General features: G+C 43.6%; 15 protein-coding genes. 7 read left to right on the plus strand and 8 right to left on the minus strand.

Annotated elements, in window-relative coordinates:
* Positions 1 to 15: 15 nt before the first annotated feature.
* Entirely contained in the window at positions 16 to 873 is an 858-nt protein-coding gene (locus tag M0R33_RS13755) for a hypothetical protein (RefSeq protein ID WP_292570134.1), read from the minus strand.
* Positions 874 to 920: 47 nt separating this feature from the next.
* Between M0R33_RS13755 and M0R33_RS13760 the strand changes: the two genes are divergently transcribed.
* Both M0R33_RS13760 and M0R33_RS13765 read left to right on the plus strand, forming a co-directional pair.
* A complete protein-coding gene (locus tag M0R33_RS13760; RefSeq protein ID WP_292570137.1) occupies positions 921 to 2027 on the plus strand; it encodes a hypothetical protein in 1107 nt (368 codons plus the stop codon).
* A 113-nt stretch (positions 2028 to 2140) separates the two neighbouring features.
* Positions 2141 to 3541: a hypothetical protein gene (locus M0R33_RS13765; protein ID WP_292570140.1), complete on the plus strand. Its 1401-nt coding sequence runs from the start codon at positions 2141 to 2143 to the stop codon at positions 3539 to 3541.
* Between the two features lie 401 nt (positions 3542 to 3942).
* Here M0R33_RS13765 and M0R33_RS13770 read toward each other — a convergent pair whose 3' ends face one another.
* Together M0R33_RS13770 and M0R33_RS13775 are read right to left on the minus strand one after the other, a co-directional pair.
* Positions 3943 to 4251 (minus strand): hypothetical protein, encoded by a 309-nt coding sequence (locus tag M0R33_RS13770; protein ID WP_292570142.1) that lies wholly within the window; start codon positions 4249 to 4251, stop codon positions 3943 to 3945.
* Positions 4252 to 4253: 2 nt separating this feature from the next.
* Positions 4254 to 8795, minus strand: a complete 4542-nt coding sequence (locus tag M0R33_RS13775) for a hypothetical protein (RefSeq protein ID WP_292570145.1) — start codon at positions 8793 to 8795, stop codon at positions 4254 to 4256.
* 37 nt (positions 8796 to 8832) lie between these two features.
* On the opposite strand from M0R33_RS13775, the gene M0R33_RS13780 reads away from it, so the two are divergent.
* The 3 genes from M0R33_RS13780 to M0R33_RS13790 all read left to right on the plus strand — a co-directional run bounded on the left by M0R33_RS13780 (position 8833) and on the right by M0R33_RS13790 (position 11306).
* The gene (locus M0R33_RS13780; RefSeq protein WP_292570148.1) at positions 8833 to 9480 is read left to right on the plus strand and encodes a Wss1p-related putative metallopeptidase; all 648 of its coding nucleotides are present in this window, start codon (positions 8833 to 8835) and stop codon (positions 9478 to 9480) included.
* Between the two features lie 34 nt (positions 9481 to 9514).
* Entirely contained in the window at positions 9515 to 10942 is a 1428-nt protein-coding gene (locus M0R33_RS13785) for a hypothetical protein (RefSeq protein ID WP_292570151.1), read from the plus strand.
* Between the two features lie 76 nt (positions 10943 to 11018).
* The gene (locus tag M0R33_RS13790) at positions 11019 to 11306 is read left to right on the plus strand and encodes a hypothetical protein (RefSeq protein ID WP_292570154.1); all 288 of its coding nucleotides are present in this window, start codon (positions 11019 to 11021) and stop codon (positions 11304 to 11306) included.
* Positions 11307 to 11350: 44 nt separating this feature from the next.
* Here M0R33_RS13790 and M0R33_RS13795 read toward each other — a convergent pair whose 3' ends face one another.
* Complete coding sequence (locus M0R33_RS13795) at positions 11351 to 11809, minus strand: hypothetical protein (protein ID WP_292570157.1); 459 nt, start codon at positions 11807 to 11809, stop codon at positions 11351 to 11353.
* A 134-nt stretch (positions 11810 to 11943) separates the two neighbouring features.
* On the opposite strand from M0R33_RS13795, the gene M0R33_RS13800 reads away from it, so the two are divergent.
* Complete coding sequence (locus tag M0R33_RS13800; protein ID WP_292570160.1) at positions 11944 to 16506, plus strand: DNA polymerase domain-containing protein; 4563 nt, start codon at positions 11944 to 11946, stop codon at positions 16504 to 16506.
* 218 nt (positions 16507 to 16724) lie between these two features.
* Entirely contained in the window at positions 16725 to 17426 is a 702-nt protein-coding gene (locus tag M0R33_RS13805) for a hypothetical protein (RefSeq protein ID WP_292570163.1), read from the plus strand.
* Between the two features lie 76 nt (positions 17427 to 17502).
* Here the strand turns inward: M0R33_RS13805 and M0R33_RS24430 are convergent, their stop codons facing one another.
* From M0R33_RS24430 to M0R33_RS13820, 4 genes are all read right to left on the minus strand, one after another.
* Positions 17503 to 17805, minus strand: coding sequence for a DUF5679 domain-containing protein (locus M0R33_RS24430; RefSeq protein WP_366043878.1), 303 nt, complete (start codon positions 17803 to 17805; stop codon positions 17503 to 17505).
* An 80-nt stretch (positions 17806 to 17885) separates the two neighbouring features.
* Positions 17886 to 18743 (minus strand): hypothetical protein, encoded by an 858-nt coding sequence (locus M0R33_RS13810; protein WP_292570166.1) that lies wholly within the window; start codon positions 18741 to 18743, stop codon positions 17886 to 17888.
* Between the two features lie 340 nt (positions 18744 to 19083).
* Positions 19084 to 21342 (minus strand): hypothetical protein, encoded by a 2259-nt coding sequence (locus M0R33_RS13815; protein WP_292570169.1) that lies wholly within the window; start codon positions 21340 to 21342, stop codon positions 19084 to 19086.
* Positions 21343 to 21478: 136 nt separating this feature from the next.
* Entirely contained in the window at positions 21479 to 24391 is a 2913-nt protein-coding gene (locus M0R33_RS13820) for a hypothetical protein (protein ID WP_292570172.1), read from the minus strand.
* Positions 24392 to 24398: the final 7 nt, after the last annotated feature.

Here is a 24398-nt window from a genome sequence, read left to right on the forward strand (position 1 = left end):
ATATAATGCGCAAAATCAAATGGTGGCAAAAGCGCCACTCGCCAATATTTGAATAAACGCATCCGCAAGGTCGCTGCGCGGAAGCGCCATTTTCAGATTTCGCGATTTTACCCAATCTTCTTTTGCAATCGCGCAATCGCATATTCGCCAGATAAGTCCCGCCACATATTGTGCCGGCTCTTTTCTTTGTGTGCGCGTTTTAACATTTTTCGGCTTTCGTCTTCCTTTTTTCGCACTTGGTGCAGCCGATTCTGCGGCACCAGAAACGCAGCAATCTTTCTCCATAACAAATCGCGCATTTGCTGAGAATGATTCAAGGGAATGTAAAATGCGTTCAGATAAAATATTCTTCTGTTTTGGGCTTATCAGCACGATATTCGCGCGCAATGGTTTGCCTTCAGCAAAATACCAGTTCGCATAATGATAAACGATTTGTGCTTCTATTTGCTGTGATATTCCTCTGACTCGCTGCGAATGCCCGATTTTAATACTGCTCGGCTGATGCTCAATGACAATCTCGATTTCAAATAAAGTATCTGGATTTTCGCTCGCCATCTGCAAAAGCGGAATATCAATCTTATTATGTAGAAATTCGAATAAACGGTGTGCGTTTTTTATCGCGCCAGCAGCGGCAATCGCGCCATCATCGCAGCATAAGTCAGCAATTCCGCTTGCATAAACGCGAATGAAATTACTATTCTCGTCTGGCAACTGTTTCTCTTCGAGAAAAGTATCTGTTTCCAACTGCCGAAGAATTCTCTGGAGTTGCGCGAGTAATGCTTGTTTACCCTGTATTTCGAGTACGCAAAAGCCTAGACTGCGAAACGCGCAATCAAAACTTACAAATATTTTCCTGCGATTCGCACTCGACATTTTTTTCGTTTTGAGCGAAGTAATTGAATTTAAAATAGAGCGGCAGAATGTCCAAATATTCGAGCGTATATGGTATGCAACTTATGGTAAATCGCGACGAAATCTCTAAAGGAGCGGCTATTTATGATGTAGAGCATAAAATGGTCGCTAAATCATCAGTATTGGCAAAAAGTGCAGATTCTGTAGATATGCCGCCGCAGAAAAGTGCTGAAGAGAAACTCGCAGATGCGCTTCAGCAAATAAGCAGCCGCATTGGGGTGAATATTGGCGAAACTCCATCAGTGACTGGAGAATCAGCCGCCGATGCGATTCGCGATAGCGAAACTTCGCCGAGTTCGCCGGAAGCTCTCCCGGAGGGGTCGGCGGAGCCTCGACCCCTTCGGGGGAGTTCTCGTGGTGTAATAGAGCCGTCCGCGAATTCCGCGGAAAATATTTCTATAAATACTTCGGAATTGCAACACGCAGATGATGATGCCCAAGAAGAAATGATAGATAGTACTTATTCAACGCAGTCATCGCCTGGTGGTGCAGTAGCGAAAAACGAATCGCCAGAATTCAGGTCCGCAACTATGGAACAAATTCGCCGCGGGCATGTTTCGAATGTCTTATCAAAAATGGATGGTTCTGCGATTTCTTTCGATGAAATTCGCCGCGACGATGATAAAGATATGATGCTCGAGGAAATAGATTCTCTTCTTGAAACACTCAAAGCAGATGAAGTTGATACATCGCGCGTTCCTAAAGTTACGCGATTGAGCGATTCTATTGATATTGAAAGTGTGCTGAAAATTCTTCGTCTCAAAAATGACAGAAAACGCTATTGCAGCATTGCAGAGGATGTAATGCTTTTTGGTGCAGCTGGACTTGGTTATATATTCGATGGCGAGCGTGAATATTTCGGGCGCAGACCAAATATGAAAGGATACGATAATAGTCTGCGAGTTAAACTGCGCCGAATGCGCCATGATACTTCGACCGTAATTAGCGATTTAATGCATGACATGAATATGAGCGCGGGCGCGAGAATTCTTCTTGAATTAGTCCCAAGTATGCTTTTGTATGGCTACCAACATTCCGGCACAAAAGAAGAGAGCGAAACAGAAGACAAAAAAGAGGCAGAAAATCATCTGCGCGATACAATGAGCAAAACATAGGCAATTTCGCCGAGCAAAAGGGGCAACTGGCTTTTTTTGCGGCGAAAAGCGGCAAAAGCAAGCGCGGAAAGCGTATTTTAATTTGAAATTATATATAGCATTTAATAGGGAATATGAGTGAAACTAACGAACAGTGGTCAGACGATACATGCCAATTATTACAGCAATTTTTAGATGGAAGTAACAATACAGATTTATGCACCACTGCAGTCGCAAGTTCGCGCGAAGCGCTCCCACGGAGTGGTCGCGGCTCTGCCGCGCTCCACGCAGTGTCGCCGCCTCCGGCGGTGCTCGAGCCGAAGGCGAGTTTAGCGCCGCGAGTGAATACTTGTGGCACAATCGCGCCAAAAGCATGTCCTTTTGACGCACAAAAAATCGTCGCTGCGCAGGAAAACGATTCTAAATTGCCTTGTCTGCGCAAAGACGCAGCGGCGATTTCTGCAGAAATCGCCAAAATTCCCTCAACAAAAGAAGTATTTGATGCCGCAGCAAATTTAATAAATCCCGTGATATTGGAGAAATTCAGGCGTGATATTCACATCAATAGTCCATTATTTAGCGATTTAACGCCGACTACATTTGGATTAAACGGCTGTTTCAAAGGCGTTCATTTCTCGGAGCAATATTTCATTTCCGAGATAGAACCGACAGAAGAATTTCCATTTGCGCAATGCAATTATGGACAAAAAATTCATCCATCATATACGCTGCCGGCGCCAAAGAAATCCACTGGACGCGGGCGCAAAAAGAAGCCGCGCCAAATGAAAAGCAGAACAGTCCAAGGAAAAGATGGATACGCCGGAACTTGCTTTAATTCATCAATTCTCTTTGGTGTAAAATCGCAGCATTTCCCTGGATTAGTCTATAAGTTTAAAGTCTTCAGAACTGGGCAATTTGGAGTGCCTGGCATTAAGCCGGGTGTGATTGATGATACAATCGAATGCATATCGCGTTTGGGGGCTTATCTATTTGCGCAACTCAATAATGCCGCAAGTAAATCAGTAGAAAGTATTTCGCGCCCACCGCAAAATGATGCGCATACTCTCGAAGTGCTATTCATAACGCCGGTAATGAAGAATTACAAATTTAGAAGACTGTTGCCGAAATTCGGTGTTCTGCACTTGCAAACACTCTCGGCATTGCTTATCGCAGATAAAGAAAGGCAAACTGCCATTGATGAAACAAATCGCGCGCAAACTCCAAAAATCTATTACATCAAACCAAATGGAGATGATGGCAAGGCGAAAGTATCCGTGAAATTCTCGACTCCTATCTTCGGAAAGGCAAAAAAGACGACGCTCATAAACATCTTTATGGGCGGCAGAATTAATATTCTCGGCGCATATGATATCGACGCAACACAGCGAATTTGCGATTATCTTTGCGAAGTATTGACGAATCCTATTTGTTGCGCGAAAATCGGCGAAGTTCCGCAAGGAATCGGCGATACTTTCCGCGATTGGTTAAGGGAAAATCCAACGACAGTCGGTGAATTATATCGTTTTCTATTCTGAAGGGGGGCGAAGCCGAGCGAGGCGAGAGCCCCCTTCAACCGCCATTCCAGATTATCATTGCCACAATTTTATTTTTTGTAGATTCGCATTTGTTCGCAAAGTGTTCGCAGTTATTTGGATTATTTGCATAGAATTTCAAGAGAAACGCGTGCAAATAGCGAATCGCACATTTTTTTGAGGAAAATATATTCGCGCCAGATTAATCACTTTACATTTTTTGTGTAATTTCCTTTGAAATCATTTCAAATCAATACAAACAAATGCGAATATTCTGCGAACAATGCGCGACAAACTTCGCAAAAAATAAAAAGTTTGTCTCCGTAGCATTTCTCGCAATTTTCAGAGGGGGTTGAAGGAGGACGAAGCTCCGCCGAAGGCGTCGAGGCTTTGCGCGTCCCCCTTCAAAGAATATCCTGATTTGTTAGAAATTCCGCGACAGAAAATAGCAGAACAACGATAAACGCCTGAATCATCAACCCATAATTTGTCACGAAATACCCATCAAGCGCGCCATTTATGCGCGAAATCACTTTTCGCTCGAAGACATCAGAGAAGACGAATATAACAATGATAAAAAGAATAACTACTAATTTAATCCGCATTGATGAAACTGCATCGCCCAGAATCGCAATCAAACTATCACCATGCTTATCTTTGCGCTTTTGCGACTGCGCTGAAGCAACTGCCATAATCGGATCTGAATCTGCCATCCTCAGTATTTAACGGCGAGAAGAGAAGTGACTCGCTGCCCGAATTCAATTCTATATATAAGTATCATTTCATTCGGGCGACTAATAAATTGCAAAGGAGAGATGAATGACAACGATATATTTTCGCTTTTATTGCGATTAATAATCAGCGCTCGCCGCAATGGGTTTTCTATATCTCGCGCGAGAAAATCAACGAGAACTTCTAAATCAGCCGCGATTTTCAGGCGATTGCCAACGCAATGAGAAAGCGTAAGTCCAGCGGCTTTCATCACTTTCGCGTTGACATCTTCTACGCGACACGCAATAATCGTGTTATCCAATGCCGCTGGAATTTCATCTTGCGGAATTTTGATTGTGATTTTTTTCGCGATTTGTAAAAGTGCTTCTCGCCGAGATGAATTATCCATTTCAAGAAGATTTACAATCTCAACGTTATCAAAGTCAAATACGCCAGTTTCCAGCATTTCGCGCACCGTACGCAATCCGCCGCCATTCTCTGTCTTTGCGAGAAGCTTATTTTGAATCTGCGTAAAATCATCAGGGAAATGCTCAAGAATAGTGCGCAATTCGCGAGAAATCGCGTTCTCATCTTTGCCGGATTCGAATAGCGCGATTAATTCCTCGCGAATCTTGACATTCCTCTGCGTTCCCATGTAGTGCGAGAATTCAGTCAAGAATAAGTCATATTGATAATTTAAGTATTGCGCTCGATTGCTGAATAAAGTGCGAACATCCGCAGCCAATGATAATACAGCTGAAATATTGCCAGAAGATTGGCTACTCTGCAGGAGTTCCCCAATCGCACGCGGGTCGATTGCGAATTCTTTTTTTGGTAAAGATTCGGGGACATTGTCATCGTATTCCGAGAAATAAGCAAAGCCGAGTGATGTTTCGAATGCGATTGGCTTTTCTTTGCAATAAATCAGCGCGTTTACTGCGATTCGCCGATATGCCGCTGGCAATCGCTGAATTCGCGCATTGATATCATTAATAAGTGTAATATTCGCCGACGCTTTCACGGCGTCGACAGTTGGCGATTGCTTATCATCCGCTTTTGGAATGCCCTGAATCGGCTGTGAATATTCGATTGGTAAATAAGCGGGCTTATCTTTGTACCTGCAAAGAATGCCGTAGCACAATCCGCGAATTCCTATGTATTGCCGCAGGATTTCTATATCGCTAAAACTCTTCAAAAGTGCCAAATCAATCGTCGTTGTTGCAACGCGCCCTTCTATTGACTTTTTTATGGTTTGTAAGATGAATTTCGCAGCGGAATGCGGAAGAAAGTGGTTGAAAATCGCGCCCGAACGATGGTAAGCAATATTATCAATTTCGTAAATAGGATAATATTCCGGCTCACTCATTTTCGTTTTCATCTTTAGGATAAATAGCCCAAATGGAGTCGCATCGGAAATATGCCCACTTTTCACGGCGTTAATAATCGCCGGCGGAATTACGAGATGCGGCGGCACACTATCAGCCCCGCTATCAAAATAATAAACTACTGCAACGCCGAATATTGCGAAAACCGCGTCAATCAGCAGTTCGCGCAAAAACTCGTGGGACATTTTTTGCGGCGGAAAGTTGCCGCAGATTTCGCATTCGCGCAGAATTTCAACGAGATATCCCTCAAGCGCGCGACTATTAATGAAATGCGCCCTCGCGATTCCGCCGGCGAGCGTTTCAAAATTGATAGTTTTGCCAAGTGCGGCAATTATTTTCTTCATCAAATCATTCGGCGTCAAATCTAAAATCCCTGAAAATGTAAGAATCGGTCCCATTTCTTGAGTCATTCCATAAATGCAAAGAGAATGGGACGGATTTTCTGCCGAAATCGCCTCCAGAATGGATTCGCGAATACGCCCCGGCGGCAATTTCGAAATGCGCGCCGGCTCTAATTCTTTGCCATAATCCATAACATGGCGCGAAGAAATCGGCAATGAACCTTCGTAGATATGCTTATCAATACATACTACATTAATCTGCCCTTTGGCTGTTGTGCCCTGTGGCAAGAGTTTCTTGCAGCAAGGAAGACAATATTTTTTCGGGTGAAATCCAACGAGAAAAGACAAATGCGGATAATTCGCAGATGGGCATTCATAAAACGCTGGCTTTTTCGTTGTAAAATTCCAGTACTTCACGAGTTTCGCAAGAGATGATTTTGGCATTCGCGAGACTTCATCTTCGCTATAGATGATTGGTTGTCGCGGATTCTGGCAGAGTATTGAATAATCATCAGTACTGCCGTGTTTTTTAAGATTAAATAGCTCCGGGTCTTGCTCATGAAGGCGTTTAATGCGGCGAATAGTAGTTTTTTCGGAGATATCGCCGCGATGAATGCCATCTTTCTCCGCTAAATCCGCGGCAATATCCGCAACAAGAGTGATAATAAATCCAAAGAATATGCCGAATTCGCGCTCATGAATATCGTAAATATTGATGCGCACGTCTGTCGAGCGATTAATAATGCGCATAACGCGCCCCTGATAATGTTGCATCCATTTTTGTTTTATTGTCGCGTTCGAAAGATAAGCATAATAATTGTTTATCGGCATTCCAACAGCGTCTATAATCTGCGAAAGAAGTGAGTGGTCGAATTTATACATCCCCTTCGAAAAGAGAAATTCATAGAAATCCGCCACAATAGCACGAACAGAGATAGAAGTCTTATAATACACTATATTCGCGCGAATGTATTCATCGAATTTCGCCTTGAGCATGCGGAATTGTTTTGCACTCATCGCGTGTGCCCAGATAATTGACGCAGTCAACGCCGTGTATGTGATATTTTTCGAAGAGATAGGAATTAAGCGCGCGCTTCCGCCGGGAAATACGAGACTATTAAAAGAGTTTATATTTGCGATTACTTGCGCAGTGTGGAACTTAAAGAATTTCGTTGCATCGGCGAATTGCATTTTATCTTCATCTGCCCACGATGCAACAACGAAGTATCGCCCATCCGCTTGAATGTTGAGAAATACGAAACTCCCACTGCCGCCAGACCCGCTATAGCGCGAAATATCTTCGATTTTGCCAGTGGCGATTACAACAGTCAATCCAGTTTCGAGAATAGCAATATTCGGAAACTTAATTGTGCCGATGTGCGTAACTTCGGACGTTTTTCTCAATTTGCGCAAAAGAAAATATCCGATTTTCCCTTGCTGCTCTATTTCAGTTCGGGCGCGAATTTCCATAATACTTCCTGCGCATTCAAGAAGGTCGAACAAAATCCGAATATTAACCGGAAATGTATGATGAATAACAGTCGTTACAACCGCGCTCGTCAAAACAACCGAAAGATGCAGTTTTTCTGGCGGCGTTTTTGCGGCGATTTGATGTGTATGCTCGATAATCTTGCGTTCTGTGTCAAGCCATAATCTCAGTGAATAAGCAGATGGCGCCAAATCAGGATAAATCGAAGAAAGCGCCATTTCATTTGCGACGAATTCCTTAAAGCAATCGCGCTGAAAATGCGCCCAATATTTGACAATAAAGCCGAAATAGATTAAATCGAATTGATAAGTATCGTCTATAATTTGGCGAATCTCGCTGATGGCTTGCCAAGTGTATGATGCCAAATCAATTGCGACGTAATGCGTATATCTTGTGGCAAATACTGGCATCATTTTCTCATACGCTTCAATGCGCAACGATTCGCGCGCGGCATAAATGCTCCTGTCAATCGGCATTCCAAAATAGAGAGAATTGTCTTCTTTTGGGGGATTCAACAAGTCAAGAACATTTATTGGGATGCGCGCGCCATTCAGAAATATCGCATATGGCGCGATTGCTGTGGCATTTCGTGAGACTTCATCAAGCGCGGATAAATGAATGCGATAAACAGGAATATTCGCCGCAACAGAGAATTTCATTTTGACATCCATAAATGAATCCTCCGCGAAAATGGGAATATCGAAGATAAAAGTTATTCCGCCAGCGGCGAATGTCGCAGCGGCGCTTTCCGCTGTTGGGCGCGTTGTGATGATATCCGCGGTGCGAATTTGCTTAGTTTTTGCCGCCGCAGTTTCTTCGCGCTCGATAAGATTTTCTATTTGCGCGATTTCTTCAGTGGTTTCTTCTTCTGTGCGTTGTTGCCCGTCAATCGCAGTGGAAATATCGGATAATTCGGCGCCGCCTGATATTGTGGGGATGGATTGTTTTTTATTTTGCGCCAATCCAATCGTGGCTTTCCAATCGCTGCCGTAAAATTTCTTTAGAGTCGAAATCGCATCTTCGCCAATATGCGCATTTATTTTGCTTTCTTCGCCGCCATCACGAAGGAAAGATTCAATGCGAATAAGAGCATTCCTTACGCCAACAGGAACACTCCCAATAAAAATATATAGGTGCCAATTTGGCGAGTGTTCGGCGAAGCCTCGCTCGCGAAGCGAGTGTTCGGCGAAGCCTCGCTCGCGAAGCGAGTGTTCGGCGAAGCCTCGCTCGCGAAGCGAGTGTTCGCTTTTTGGATTAATGAGCCGGATGATTACCGGATTTGTAGTCGTGCTGAATTGCGGCGTTGCTAAAAGAAAATCTTCGTTTGGCATAATATTGACGATTTATATATAAAACTTTATCATTCCTATGGATAGAAGTATTTATCTGCTTGTTGTAATCATCATCTTAATCCTTTTCATTAGTGCGAAAGGATTCAAAATCTGGCGTAATCACACGCGAGCTATTACTATTGAAGGACAAGTCGTGAATGTCGTTGCGGCATTTGAGAATTCCCAGCTCGCGGCGAAAACGCTCGCGGAATTAAACAAGCGGACAATGGATTTTTTGGTCTATTTGCGAGGAAAATATCAGATTTCCGGCGACGAGAAAATTGGCGGCAGTGAATCGCAACGAGAATTAATTGTCGCAGAGGTGCTGCGCAGATATAATCCAGACGCGATTTACGAAGGCAGACCGAATAATGGCAGTGAAACGAGTTTTACGCTGGATAAAGGCAAAAAAATTGTGCTTTGTCTGCGTTCCGCGCAGAAACCCGCGGATTTCGAAGATATGAATACACTCGTATTTGTCGTTCTTCACGAAATTTCGCACATGGGCGACCCGCGTATGTGGGGGCATCCAACGCGCTTTTGGCAAATATTCAAATTCATGCTGCAAGAAGCAGTCGCATTGGGCATTTATGTGCCGGAGGATTATTCTGTTCATCCGCGGCTTTATTGCGGAATGAATTTAAAAAATAATCCGCTTTTCTTTGGTGGAATCATACCAATATAAGAAGTATGAATTGACTTATTTTTTTGAATGAAGTGTGCAACAAAGAATAAAGAATATGGCGGCGAGAATTATCGATGGAGGAATTATCTATCATTACGGCACAAGAGATGAAGAAATAGTAATGGATTCTGATGACGAATATAGTTGCGATGATACGCAGGAAGAAGTGCCTATTATCGAGCCGATTGATGGCGCGAGCGCCACATTACGCAATGCATTGATTGGCTCATCGCCAATCGAAGAAGAGATTAGCGTGAATATTCATGATATTTGTGCGGCATTCGCGGAAATTGCGCTGATTAAATTAGATGAATGCAAAATTTGCGATATTTTCGATAACTGCGCGATTCTCAGGAATAAATTGGATATCGGTGATGAATTGGCTGAATGGATGAAATTGTGGTGTTTGGTCGACCAAAAGATATTCCGTATTATTTTTAGAAAGTTCATATCCAGATACAGTCGACCACGTTTCGCGCAGTTGCCATATCGCGATATGAAAATGCGGGCAGAAATTCGGCGAAGCCCCGACCGCTTCGCGGGAGTTCAATTTCTGCCTCTTACTGAAGGCGCGCATGGTCGCGCTGGAAATACATTCATGTCAGAATTACCGCCGAATGGATTGCGGGACATAGCATTCAAATTAATGGGAGGTATGCACAATGAAGATTTCGTAATCGCCATTTTCGATGAATGGATGCGCGTTTTCGAATTATCGTTTGGTGAATTTTTCGCAATTAATGTGGTTGATTGTTTTCCTCCCACTACGAAGGGAGATAAAGATTCACATTTCGCATTTTCCGAGTTACATATCAAAGACATATTTCATTTCTTGAGCAAATGGCATTATGCGCGAGTAAGCGAATTTCTTTTGGATATGCCGCAATTGGATTGTGTTTTTCGCGCCATTTCTGCTCAGACAGCGTATGGTTGCATTTGGTTGGCAGATTTGGTAGAACTACTACAAAGGAAAACTGTTCTTAAATACTTTATTGGGCGAAAGTATCTCGATACATTGCGAGCGTTGATAAAAACTGCAACTTTAAAAATGATGGACATTTATTTCGAATTATGCGACGAATATAAAAGCCGCCTCGCGGATTTACGCGCGCAAATGATTAGTTCGCATTTATTTCACTCGGCTTTCGTGGTGATATACAATATTGCCTCGAAAAATCACATTGATAAATTGATAGCGAAGATGAAAGAACTCCAAATTTCTCCATTTGAATGCGATGATGTCGGCACCCATATTATGGGGATTACACAATATTTGCCTTCAAATAATAATTGTGCAAATAAGATGCGTAGATATATATTTCATTGGCAGTTCGGAGTGCTTTGCCTTGCGCGCAATACGCGATTGGGCGAAAATTCGCCAATCCAATTAATTGCCGATGAAGCAGCATTCCACCAGTTCGCGGATATTGTCCTAAATGAATTTCCGAGCGAAATGAGATGATTGTATCTTTTTTGATGCGGTAACGTAATTCAAATTCGAATAATAGCAGCAATAATATAGACGGAGATAATACAAGATGAGTATAACTACTAAATTCGCATTTACTTTTTGTGATAGATGCAAAAAACAAATCAATGCTTATTATGAAGATTATGGCTATGATGGCATTCTTTGCAGTGATTGTTTAATGGATGAACGCAATGGCGCATTTCCAAAAGGAAAGGGAGTTTATATTCCATGCAGACTTTGTCGTTCTCCTCGCATTCATTGGTTTTATGTTGCGACTTACGGGAGAGCCGCTGCGGATTGTGGCGCGCATCAGCGCGAATACGAAGAAGAAAATGATTACGACGAATCGGATTGAGATTGAATTGAATCGCCGCGCGCAAAAAAGAAAAAAAGCGAATTTTATAGGAGAAAAAGTTCCGCGACTTGACTCATCAGATATATTTTTTGAATAACTGCATACAGCGCGATTTGCGCGACTTCGGCGAGTTTTTCTTCACTATTTGGAAAGATTCGGATATATTCGAGCAAATGCTCAATATCATCCGCGCTAATTGGTGAACAACGTTCCCCCAGAGGGGTCGCGGCTCCGCCGAGCTCGCCGAAGGCTCGACCGCTACGCGGGAGCTCGCCGAAGCGAGAAGCTGTTTTTAACAATATTTGAATTTTAAGCAATACATAATCATTGCCATGAGGTGTTGCCAATTTCTCGCAGATGTATAGCAACGAGAGATGAATGATTTTATATCGATTTAACGCAATGCGAAGATTCGCGAATAATTCGTGCGCATTTGTCGCAATCGGCATGCGTAGAATATCTGCTGGAAATATACCGCGAATGTCTGTTATGATTGTCTCCATGTTTGATTGTCCTTGTCGCGATTCAAAAAAGATATCTTTTTTGTATGTCAAAGTGAAGCTTTAAGCGAGTTTAGCAGCCATATAAATTGAAAGGGAATACTGCCAATTATATATCGCGCTATTAGACTGCTTTAATGGCTATACCGACGGAGGCACATCTTCTTCCCTTCGAGATTATTCGCGGCGAGGAATTCATGGCGGACCCAAAAATATTTCGCCGGCGCTTTTGCGATCCGCTCCTCGTCGAGCGTGATATCGCTCTTCTTGATAAGCATGCGCCATTTCATTTTATGCCGATTGATGTCGTTGAAGAAAATATCGCGTGGAAATACACGCCGTTCATATTCGGCATTATGCCATCGGGGCTCAAAATCTGCGTTGTTGTTCGAGGCGTTTTTCCGTTCATTGATGTGCATACAACGGATAAATCTAATCTCGCGCAAGTACGCGATTTTCTTTCGAAGTCGCAAACATTCAACGGCACAACGAAAAAGCGCGAATTTGGCAGATTTAGCAAAAATGAAATCTTTTTGCGCCCGACGCAACTTGGATTCCATCCGAATAGCATTCCGTTTACGCGTATTGAATTTGATACGATTTTCGACCGCAAAGAAGCCGTCACAAAACTGCAAGGAGAAGGAAATTCGCGTATTTTACTGTCACATGATGACACTGGCAGTAGTTATTTCCAAGTAATGGCACGCGATGCGCGGATAAATACGAGTTCGTGGAATATCGTTAGTAATTATGGAAATATATCTCTTTCTTGTTATGAAAATGATATCGTTATTTCTGCCGGCGACCATAGTCAACATTGTTTTCGCATTGTCGAACTTGCGAAATTCGATGCGAATACTTTTAGTGCTGTTCCACTTACAGAATTCGTAACTTCTAAAGTGCCAGCAATTGTGGAAGCCTGGGATACAGAAGTTTCGTCAACAGATGGAAAACTTCCAAAAGCAGGCGAAAATGTTCTGCATGTTCCTGCGCTGAGTTTAGCGTACAGTTGGCGTGATGACCCGAAGCCATTTCTGAATATCGTTTTGAGTCTTTATGATTGCGTGCCATTTACGGAAGACATCGAAGAAAAGCATCAATTAATGCCAATAAACGAAGTTCCATCTGGTGAAGTCGCGCCCGAAATCCCCACGGAACCAATCGAAGATGAAGAAGAAACAACGGAAGCTGCTGAAGCCGCAGAAGAAGTAGCGGAAGAAGATGACGCTGTTGCCGCGGCTGAAGATTTTCACCATCCTCTTGAAGATGCGAAAAGAGGCGTTGATTTCTCGCAAGTTCGCGGCGATTTAACGCGGATTATCATTTGCAAGAATGATGCAGAAGCCGTGAAAGTGCGAGCACTTCTCGCGCGATTGATGTCGCCAGATTTTCGCATAGGCTTTAATAGCGGCGGTTTTGATTGGTCCATCATGCGTTCCATCGCAGTACGCTATTCGCTGCAAGAGGATATTCGTGATATGGGCGCAATCAAGCGGAAAGTTATCATATCCGGCGGCAAATCGCGAAAAATCGCGCCGAATGCCGCGGAAGATAAATTCGGTTATCGCTTATTTAATGATGCAAAGATAAAAATCTCTGCATCATCGCCAGAGCGCGAAGTAGTGCAAGTTCGGCTTCCTGGTTGCGTGGATGTAGATGTGCAAATCGTATTTATGCGCGCGTTTCCTGCGGCAGAAGTAGGATTTGGCGCGAGTCTGGCATTTTATCTTGCGCAACTGAAGCTGAAGACGAAAGAAGATATCAGTTTTAATAAGATGTTTCAGGCATGGAGACGCGCGGAACTCATCGCGAAATATCGCATAAATGGTCAGTGTCACTGCTCGGACCGCAAAATGCAGAGCAGCTGCCAACTTTGCGCAGATTTCGATAAATTGCTGGATTGCGAAATGCCGCCCGGCGCGAAGCTCAAAGACGATGCGCGCACGGACAAAATTCTGCCAATTGTTACTTCGCATAAGTGTTGCGCCGGCAAATTCGCGCAAAACCTGAAGGACATCTCCGAGATTAATTATTACAATCTTATAGATTCCGTAAGGCTGCAACAAATGATGATAAAGAAAACGGTCTGGAATGATATGGCAGAAATCGCAAATGCCGCGTTTGTGCCGATTATTGACTCATTCTATCGTGCTGGCGGAATGAAAGTGAAGAATCTCCTTGCGGCAATGGCATATCGCTTTGGGTATGCGCTTTCCCTCGAAAGAAAGCCGACATCCGAAGATATGAAGACATTTTATCCCGGCGCGTACATATTTCCACCTGTTGGCGGAATCACAGATGTACCGGTCTTTGATTTAGATTTTAAATCGCTATATCCGAATCTGGATTTAGAATTTAATATCAGTTGGGAAACAATCGTGGAAAGCGAAGAAGAAGCCAATCGCCTGCGCAAATTAGGCTATTCGCTGCATGAAATCAAATTCGATTATTTCGTTGGCAAAAAGAAAGATGACCCAAAGAATGAACGCCGTTCGTGCCACGCATATAGCGTTCAACATAACAATGTGCGCGATATCTTTGAGCCGAATACCGCAAACCCGCCGATAGTGAAACTAAAAATAGACCCATCTTTATCGAATAGCGAAGAATCGAGTTTTAGAACACGTCGTGCGCTTCCTGGCGAGCATTTGGGTCTTCTTGGATATGCGATTAATGAAGTACTGAATCTGAGGAAAGGTCCAAATGCAGAAAAAGGTAAACTTAGTAAAATTCTCGAAGAAATGGAGGCGAATAAAGAAGAGATGGTTACTTATGGAAATCGCCGCATGACGAAAGCCGAATTACAGATGTTCTATGATTGCTTAAATGCGCGGCAGAATGCCCTGAAAATCATTGCGAACACATTTTACGGCACAACTGGCGACCGCTCGTCGCCACTATTCAAGTTGGAGATTGCCGGTGGAATTACATCCGCGGGGCAATGGAATATTCGCCGCGTTGCGGATTTCGCAATGAAACGAGGATATACGATTATGTACGGCGACACAGATAGCATTTTTATGAAGAATCCGCCAGAAATTTATGCATCGGCAAGCGCAGAATATCATGAGCGATTGAAGCAAATCGAATATCCAGCCGACGGCAGCGAAACGCGCGCAATCGAAGAAAAACGCCACGCTGCGTATATGCGATATGCTGAGGCGATGATTATGGCATCCATTGAAGACGCGCCGAAATTAAATGACGCGATTACGCAATTTTTGCGCAAAGAAAGAGGATGGTCATTTTTGATAATGGAATACGAGAAATCGTGTTTCCCCGCGGCATTCTTCGGCAAGAAGAAGTATTGTGTCAAAATGCACGAGAAGCAAATCGCATGGCAGAAAAAGCCGCTCATCAAGGGGCTGGAATTGATAAAACAAGGACAAAGTGTCGGCACGCAGCTTGCATGCAGTTCTATAATCGCAGCTATTCTTGAACCAACAGAGAAGCCGAAGAATCTCACCGCAATTGTCTGCAATACGGCACATGAATTTGCCAGCGGTGATTTGAGCGCCAAAGCCGTCAAGCAATTCGCGCGCTATCGCGAAGCAAAAAAGAATATTCCAGTAAAGACATTCGTCGCACGAATGCGCGAGCGCTTTGGAGACCTTCAGCGCAGGGGCGATCCATCTGCGCCACTTTATGAGCCGCCGGAAGATGGCGATAAATTCGAATATGTTGTTGTCAAAACGCCGCTATTCGATGGCGCGAGTAAAAACGCAGGGAAGAAAGGCGATAAAATGGAATATTATCGCGCATTCGAGGAGCAAGCACACGCAGTTGGCTGGGAAATCGACCGCGACCATTATATCAAGCTCGCAATTGGACAATTTGCGCGCTTTATCGCATATTCGCCAGAAATTACTGCAGCGAATCCAAGCACTGGGCTCGATTTAACAATTAATAAAGTATTTACCACTTATGATAGGAAATTAGTTGAAGCCGCGAAGAAATTCATCATCGCTCATCTTAGTGGTAAATCGAGAATAATTGCGCCGAGATTTACTTCCGCAATCGCGAAAGAAGTGCGAAACGAATTGCTCGCGCGGATTCGCGACCTTATCTTCAGTTCACCAGATGCAACTAAATTCATTCTTGGTGCGATTGTTGACTTGTTGAATGTAGCATCAGCAAATGAAAATCTCACGCAAGCAGCGCACAGAGTATACGAAATGTACGCAAAAACTGGCAAAGTTATTGGCGAAATTCCGAGCGAATTCGCAAGGGGATGCGCATTACAGCGCCAAGCATATACTAAAGAAGCAAGTAATCAACATTCGCGCGCCGGAAATGATGTATTTCTCGGCGAATGGGAACTTGCACCGATTAGCATTCGTATCAAACGCGATTTTCGCGCCGATAAAGTGCGTGAAGATGCGGAAACAGAAGTAATTAACGCAAGGAATAAATTGGATGCACACATCGGGATATTCAATTTCGCGAGAAACGCGATTGACGCGTGTATCAGGAAATGCATCGACTCGGGCGATTCTGATGCGATTATTGATGCCGCGATTGATAAGATTCGCGATGAATATCTCGCGGATTTAATTGAAGCCGATAAAGCGCTGCACAATTATATATCCAAAATATATAATTTAATGCGCGTTGAGATTTTCATTGCGAAAGCAGAAGAAATTAAGCGGCTGTTGCGCAAATCACAGGAATCCGCGGTGGTAGAAAAATATCATTTCTAAAATCACAGGATTCAGTGGAATTAATAATATTTTTTTAAAATTTTAGTAAAGCAGTTTATATATAACTCGGTTTCAAGTGAGGAATGGAGCCCAGCATGATTCTGTTGATTGTTATCATTATCTTGATTGTCTACATGATGTGGAAGCTCGGACTTCTTACGACTTCTGCAAAGGAAGATATTGTTGTCGTTAAGCGCCGCTAAACGAATGTTGGACGAATGTCACATGATTCAAAAAATAGAATGGCGCGGATAAGTGGATTATTTTTTTGTTTTGCAGCAAATATATATATCTTGACTTCTTTTGTCGCGGCAATTATGTGGGCAATTATTATCGCAATCATCATCGTACTGATTCTTATCGTTGGTGGAAAGCGGTTCTTTTCGGGCAGCAGCGGAGGCGCCGCGCAAGAGAAGCTTTCCGCAGTGAATGACGATGGAACGCTGATTAATGTTCAGCAAATTCGCCCATTATCGCAAGATGGAAATGTGATTCCAACTGCAACAGAGCGGCAGCGGATGCGCAGGGAACATCCGGAATATTATATGGTAACTGATAATATCGAGCATTTTGAGTCGAGCGCTGAAGTTCAGAGTGCGAGCGATACGTGCGCGAACACGGCGATTCCCTCTGCAATGGAATTTTATGGAGCGCAAGATACAGATTATCAAGATTGGCTAAAATTGCAGAATGTTGATAGCAGCACTATTCAGAGTCACGCAGAATTTGTCGCGGACCGCCTGCAGCGAAATGATACGTGGGTCGGGCATAATTTGATGCCAGATAAGAATGATGAATATGATTATATACCGTGGGTTGGACTGCAGCGCCCGCGACTTGTTGCGGTTGGTAATCCGGATCAAGTAACGGACATTAATCCGAATACTTTCAGTAGCGGCGAGGGTCTCCGGTGGACTTAAGCGAAATGGGGCGAGGATTGATTATTTTTTTGGCAAAAAAAGAAACTTCATGGCGAAGAATGAAAAACATTCGTGTTTACTTCTTTGCGTGACGAGAGCCGCGAGACTTGCGTGACTTGTGCGATTTGCGTGACTTGCGCGAGCCGCGTGACGCGCGTTTCGCGGATGGGCGACTGCGCCTGGAACGGCGCTTTCCACCCTCAGTGAGCGAGAGTTCTCCGCCTGCTTTGGATGTTTCTTTCGGCACCATTGCGTAAACAGCAGTTCCACAGGCAGAACAAGTTCCACGGGCTTGACGCGCATTACGCTTCGTCAATTTATATGTGACGCCTTTCATATCTTGTTTTGCGCGGCATTTCATGCAATAACCCTGAACCATTTTCGAATAGACGGTATATATTTGGGCGCGAAAAATAAAATATTTATTAATGCCGCGCGTTTGAAATGTTTGAGTATTATTTATTGATAAAATGCGATATAGCTTTCTGGTTTCGGGATTAACGTGCTGCCTTCCGGCACAATAGAACTATCATTTGCGCAAAATACGCGCGTTTCACCAGATGCGCGTTTCGCGATTTTTGCCCAATAATGTCCGCCGAACTTCGACCCGGAATGCTCAATCAAAGCAAAAAGGCGAAATTGAATGAACGCAGAATTCTCGCCCAGAAATTGCAATTCTTGCGGAAAATCGACTTGCGGTTTCGTTGTGGAATATTTTTCGGAGATTATCGCGATTACTTTCGGCGCATTATGCAACTCATATTGCAAGGAATGAATCACAGATTTTGTTGGCGAGCAGCGTTCGCAGCATTTTTCCACGGAACGGTCGATATGCGCGTAAATAAATCTCTGTATTTGCGCAGAATTCGTAACTGTTTCGGGGATTGTAATGCCGGAGACGACATCCAATTCATCGCTCTCTTTGCCGCACAAAGAGCAAATAAAATGCTTATTGTAGTATGCGCGAAACAAATCGCCGATGAATTTCGGTGCGCCATCGACAAATGTTGTGAATCCTTCATAGGCGCATTGTTGTTGCCCGTTTAGATGGGGATTTATCTGATGCAGAATCGCCGCGAATTCCGCGCCGGAGTTGGAATTCGGCGGCTTCATAAAAAAATCAATAATCAAATTAAAAATTAAAGCTTCGCGTCCTGAAGTATCTTCCAGCCCAACTGAATCGCTCCTCTCGTGAGATTTATCCCGAATCGCGGCGCGAATGTGCTTACATGCCAACAAAGATTGCACAAGCGCATTGCACCAACAAATGGAACCTGAGTTAATAAGAGGGTGTGGTCCAGCGTTTTCCAAATCCATTCAAGATGGCGAATATCGGCTTCGTCGACTGCAAATATGTGGGAGATATATTTTGTCCGAGGAGGTTCTTTTTCGAGTAAAATTAAGCCGAGATTACGCACGAGTTTATCCCTTCTCTTGTCATCTTTAGTTTTTTCAATAAGGTCGAATGGCAAAGATGGGGATGAACTTGGTGTATTTTCGCTCGGCGGTGTTGTTTGTAATGCCTTCAGAGGGGTCGATGGAGCACTATGCGGGTGATTAGTATCTTCTTTTTGTAAAAGTGAAATATATGGTGTGTGTAATTTGTGAATATTATTCAAATCAACAGCGTGTGCGGAAACTCCACGATTTATCCCATTTACTTCTTCGGGCTGCTGCCCTGCGATCGCGGCGCGCGTGGAGATTGCCCATTGTGGGGCGACGGACTTAATGCAGAATCGCTGGAACGTTTTAGAGCTGACTTCTTCGAAGGAGTCTGTCGTTTTTTTTCCTTATCATCCAAATTTTCCGTCTTTGGCGAGACTCCGGAAGTTGGTGTTTTTTTCTGAGGCGGCTTAGCGCGTAACATAGACTGAAGCCGTGTCGTTGGCTTCTTTTTGGACGTGACAACATCATCGACGCTCTCCAAATGTTTGGTAATCTCACTGGCGCTCATTGGCAACGCAACCGTTTCACTGGCACTCACCGGAGACTCAACAACATCACTGGCACTCACTGGAGGTGCAATCGTTTCACTGGCACTCACTGGAGGCTCAACAACATCACTGACACTCACCGGAGGTGTAACCGTTTCACTGGCGCTCACTGGAGGCTCAACAACATCACTGACACTCACCGGAGGTGTAACCGTTTCACTGGCGCTCACTGGAGCCTCCGGCGCTGCAGTTGCTTCATGCGAGCTTTTCGATCCGATATTATCTAACACGAAAGTGCGTATTATGCTGAGTTCATCAGATAACGCTTTATGCTCCGAGTTGGCGGTTTTGCGAACTTCTCCCATAATCTCTTTCATCGAAGAATGAATCATTTTGGTAATATCTTTCAATGCTGCTTTTTGTTCTTCGGCATCTGCATCGCGTTTCCTGAACTCTTCCATTACTCTCGATTCTAAGAGTTCTTGTGATTCGCGCATCTCTTGACTCAATGCAGATATACGCTCGCCAATTTGTGCTGAAATTTCATCCACGATAATGGCTTTAATGTCGGAAGTAGATTCGTCTTTTGCTTCGGTTTCTTCTGCTGGTTCATGCATAGCAGTTGAATCTGCGAACAATTCCGCTTCTTCATCGGAACGCGGCGCTTCGAATTCGCCTTCTCCGACTTCGAACAACTCTTCCGTACGAGCTTCTGGCTCTTCATCTCCGCCTTCGTACTTCTTTAGGTGCATTTCTGGCGCATATCTCGTTGGCTGTTCCCTTTCGAAGAATAATCCACGTGCTGTTCCGCGATCGTCAACGAACGTATCTGAATTTCCATCCAATTGTTTTATGTCAACATCGTCCGCTATGTACTGGTTGCCATTTTTGTTTACCCATGCTATATAGTGACCAGAACTTGTCGAGTAATTGGTGCGAATCGCTACTGCACGAAGTATATACATCTCGTTTACTAATCCGCATTGAATACGAACTTTTAACGGAATGCGTAATCCTGTATTCGATGCTTTTTGGTCTGGTTCAACCGTAATCGCGACAACATTACCAATCCAATAAGGCATTCTCATTCTGATAGACCCACCTTCTCCTTTGTACGAACATTTAATCAGCGGTGGAACATTGAGATTTAAAATTTGCCCACTTGAAAAGACACTCATTAAATCTCCATATGAACGCGCAATTTTACAACCAAAGGAAATTTTCGTTTGTACTTTTTCGACCAACTTCTCGAATGATTGTTCTTGTGTCTGCGTTACGAGCTTAAAGTTGTTAATCATTTCGAGTATTACATCACCTACATCTTGATTGTAGAGTTGACCCAAATACTCGCAAAATGATGCATATCCATTTGTCATCGCATCTTGTTGTGCGCGTTTATCTGTATCCTTAGATTCAGGTAACAAAGCTATAAAACGCCGACCAGAATCAATGCGTACAGAAGTGAACAAATCAAATAGCGGATACACCTCACGAATTCCATGATATTTTTGCATACAAGTAAGCGCAGACAAACATTGGAATAGCGTATTCGCCCAACATATTTGCCCAATATTCTCCAGAGGGGCAATTTCAGTTGCCGTATATTCACGATTGCGCAGTGTTTGGAGTTTCCGTTTGCGTGCTTCATCTTCCTGCCAACTCAACTTTAACGCGAGTTCCATATCACTTTCTGATTCTGGTGGTTCCCGTTTTGTAGTTTCTACCAGGGTTTGAGGATGGCGAACAACGTCAAGTTGTTTATGCACCGGAGTTCTCGGCTTCTCCGCGGTGACAACTTTAGAAGCATCACTTGTTGCGAGAGTATTAAGTTGCGCCCATATTGCTTGACAAGCTGGACGACTACCATAGATACGATGGAAAAGTTCTTGCTGATCCTTAGTAAGACCATCCCAGTTCGAAAGAACTGTAGAAACATCTTTCTCATTAAAAGCGTGGTCCACGACACTGCAAATGCTACTCATCTCCTTGCTTATCCTAACTACGCGATAGCCTTTACTTATACTTTAACCGAAATCAAAAAAATAATGGCGCATGCTTTATTTTTTAATGCTCAGACAGCATATATTTCGCAGTCTTGAGGTCTTACATGGATGACATTTATAAATGTCTCTTTAATGGTGTATATCCCTGTATCGGAGCCGCGGGATAAGTATGCAGTCCGGAGAATTCAGTCATGCTTGGGTCAATGAATGCCGCATTATATGCAATTGGACCCGATTGCTGAGTATCATTGCTTCTCGCAAGGATATAGCGAGTAATACGGTGCGCGTTCGTGAGGAATATAACGTTGCGAATAACGAACGTGTCGAGACGTCTGAAGCCGGTTTTTTGCTTTGCCATTTCAATTTCCGCGACTCCTTGGCTATATGCGCGAACTGGGTCATATTCATCTGTCGCATCATTGAACAATGTGTAATACAAATTTTCAGAGCTAACAACATATTGATCGCCCATTTGTCGCTCACCCCTCAAAATCTGTGTGTCAATCGATATTCGAGTAGTTCCGGATGGTCTTGTAATTGAGTAATGTCCAATAAGAATTTCCAATGCCGAAACAATTTGAGGAATTTCAATTCCCTTAACATCGGGGATTTTGCTAACGAGCCATGTAAGGGTGCTAATGTAATCCGCCTTAGAGCGAATCGGTTCGACTCCATCAAAATGAATATCCGTGGTATCATTGGATTTATTATCTTTAATATTCTTACACGCTGCAATTACGCGTTGTATTTCATCTGATGAGAGTGTATCTTTAGCGGATAATTGGTCGAATAATTCTGCTGAGTAGTATTGGATGTTTTTCGTGAATTGCCCTAATTCGTATCTATCAGTACCATGGCGGGGCTCAATTAAATGGCGCGCCGTTGGCTCTCCTTCGTATTCAAATTCAGTCTTGACTGGAGCGATATTGCCAATCAGCACCTTGCCCAAAATCTGATGCGTGAGGAATTGTGGGCTTTCCATTCCGAGAACACCATGTGCTGTTGTCATCATTGAACGGAACATATGTTCAACGAACTTATTTCCTGTGATTTCCATGTTTGGCGCGGATGTAAGCGCAACGAGAAGATGTTTCGCACTGCGGATTATTGGCTGCGGATTATCAAAATGTTTGATAGCATACTTAATCAATTCATCTCTATCCTTTTGATTCGGGAACATAGCTTGAATCATCAATTCATCGAAAGTCCAAGCATAATTATGCAGATAAATCAGCGGCAATTCTTGTGCGAAGAGATGAACATTTATTGGCACAATTGCCAAATCGCGCAGATTCTGGTCGACCGAATCAGATGGTTCTTGTCCGATGATTGTGGAATATTTCTGCGTCATCTGCTTGATTGTTTGCTCTGGATTAGTGCGCGCAACATAGTCAAATATCTCATCACGCTTCAAGATAAGTCCGAGTGCAGGCGGTACGAATACTGTCGAATTACTGATGGTTCCTGGGATGAGCGAAATTGCAGTATTATTGCGAACTATCCTTGCATCCGTATTATAAATCGGTGCGCATACTGGGAAAGGACGCTCATTCTTCGCAAAAGCGACGCTCGTGATTCTCTTTGTGATAAGCGTATCATTGAGGAATTCAAAGCCGCGAATTAAGCCGGTTGCAAATGTTTGCGCACTCTTTGGGTCGATTGTAAATCCGGCAGTAGAAAGTTTATTAACGAGTGCGATTGCGTTATTGAATGATTCTAACCGGGAAACAGAAATTTCCCCAGGTCCATAAAGTCCTCTTGTGGCATAAAGGAATTTGAAAGTATCGCCATCTTGCAATTCATCTGCGGGCAAAAGCAAAAGACGATCTGATTGTGCGGCTCGGCAAACACCGAGTAACGCAGTAACAGGTCCCAGCGGCTCTTTGTGATATTCATTACGATATGTTGTGAGCCAGTTCTGTTCCAACTCCATGAATTTCGGATCATCGCCAGTTTCCTTGAGAACACGCTCGCAATCTTGCACTATTCCGCGGCAGCAGCCAGAAATCGATGTAAGAATACCAGAAATGCGTTTTTGACGTGAAATATCAGACTTAACATCGTAATTATTATCCTTCATTTGCAATAGTGCACCAGAAATTGGATCCGCGAGTTTGCTGCTTTCAGTGTCATTTTCCAGGAGCATCTTGAACAATTCGCACTTCTCTGAAATCGACTTGAAAATCGAGCGGAATTTCGGCAGGAAAGCCCGATAATATTCGCGCATATCAGTCGGCACATCTGCGATTGTGTCCACGCGATGCATTGGCAATGCAGTACGCTCATCCTTCGCGGATACAATATTATTCAACATTGCTGCGGTTGACGCAAAGAGGAAATGGTCGCCATCGGGAATTTCGCGTTGCCCGAATTCCTCGGTTGGGAATAATTTCTTTTCATCTTCTGTGTAATATGGTCCGCCATATGCCTTTGCCGCTTTCTTGATTATCGATTTAATATCTTCAGGTGAACCAACAGATGCCCCACTCTTATGGCGAATATACATGTCAACAATATCGACGATAAATTCGCCATTTGTAACCTTGTCGACGTCCTTTTCTGCCTTTGTGTATTCTTTCAAAGTAATGACGTGCTTCACTGTTGGTTCCACGGCGACCGGTTTCTTATCGACTTGAATATCAATGCCCGTAGGAAGTTTTGAGGTTCTCTTAACATCGTTATAATAATTCGTATAATTAGCAATATTATCCAGCAAATCGGCAGGAACTTCGTCCCATTTTTTGCTGAAGTACACATATCGCAAACGTAATATGTGTTCCAAATCCCCGCGACTTGCGCTTTGCAATTCAAGTGTACGCCGAAGTGTCTTTGCGAATCCAAACCCTGGATCCCCTTCGTCATACAGAAGGAGACCTCCAACACGATCCAATATCGTAGAAATCACTGATTCACTATCGCATGGAGAGAATCCTGAGTGCATAAGTTTATCGCTTGGAATGTCGAAAACTCCTTCAATAATTAGTCCACAAATTTTTTGCGCGCTGTCTTTCAAATCATCACGCTTCAATAATGCT

It is taken from the genome of Methylomonas sp. (assembly GCF_023228165.1).
In the GTDB taxonomy this organism is placed as follows: Bacteria; Pseudomonadota; Gammaproteobacteria; order Methylococcales; family Methylomonadaceae; genus Methylomonas.